This window comes from Kaistella gelatinilytica (assembly GCF_015679325.1).
GTDB classification, from domain to species: domain Bacteria; phylum Bacteroidota; class Bacteroidia; order Flavobacteriales; family Weeksellaceae; genus Kaistella; species Kaistella gelatinilytica.
In genome coordinates, this window is sequence record NZ_JADPVI010000007.1 from 1 (window position 1) to 1,040 (window position 1,040).

The window sequence follows — 1,040 nt, forward strand, 5'->3', positions numbered from 1 at the left end:
TTTAGGGTGGTTTTAGCAGAGGGGCTCACCTGTTCCCATTCCGAACACAGAAGTTAAGCCCTCTAGCGCCGATGGTACTGCGTAAGCGGGAGAGTAGGTCGCCGCCAGTTTTTTTAAAAGCTCATCAATTTTTTTGATGAGCTTTTTTCTTGTTGTAAAGTCAGAAGAAATATTAAATAGGATAATTTAACTAGCAAACCAAGAGATCGATTCGATACTTTTATTTCCTTTATTTTTGAAGTACAGATGTGGAAAAAGATCGGCGGCTTACTTCCAGTTTGGGTACCTTCTTATTACAATGAGGGATCGCTTATCAGAGTTAATGAAATATAAGCTTTTGAATACTGCGTTAGAGAAGTATGTAACGGTAGTAAACTCTGCTGAAGTTGAACCTAATACGAAAGCTTTGGCTTACGCTTATTTCAGTATTGCAAACTTTGTAAACGATGCAGATTCGGCAAAAGCGAAATGTATACAGATTAATAATGTTTGATCCTACTTCGACAAAAATGATACTGTTTCGGCTGCAGTTAAAAAAATAGCAGACTCATCAATAATAGAAATCCCACCTTAAAGTGGGATTTTTTTTGTGAAAAGAATACCGGTGCGATTTGGAATTAGAAAGTTTTAATTTACTTTTTGTTAACACTGCTATATAGTTTGTATAATATTTTAGTTAGATAGTTGTATAATTAATTAGGTTTTAAACTAGATGTTTAAGAGTTACTCCCAACCTTTAATCATAATATAATTACTGTTGAATACTTTGATATATCAAATTTACCGCTTAGGGTAACAAAGTTGTGATAAAGTGGATAACTTTAATAAATATGGGAAGTACTGTACAATAAGGAGTTACAAAAAAACTTATACACTTGTTTAAAATACTTGAAGAAACATTTGCGAGAAATGATGATAGTAGTTACATTTGCACCACTCAAAAAAAGGAGTAGCGAAGTAGGACGGCAGGTTTTTAAGGAGATGGTTTTAGGATTAGTAATAGTCTAAAAAACTTTTAAAAATAAATGCTTGTTAATTAG

General features: G+C 33.0%; 1 protein-coding gene and 1 rRNA gene. Both read left to right on the forward strand.

Features of this window, described 5'->3' with window-relative positions:
* Positions 1-2: 2 nt before the first annotated feature.
* Positions 3-110: ribosomal RNA gene (rrf, locus tag IV494_RS14675) — 5S ribosomal RNA — on the forward strand.
* Between the two features lie 212 nt (positions 111-322).
* Positions 323-493 (forward strand): hypothetical protein, encoded by a 171-nt coding sequence (locus IV494_RS14680; RefSeq protein ID WP_196080863.1) that lies wholly within the window; start codon positions 323-325, stop codon positions 491-493.
* Positions 494-1,040 lie beyond the last annotated feature (547 nt).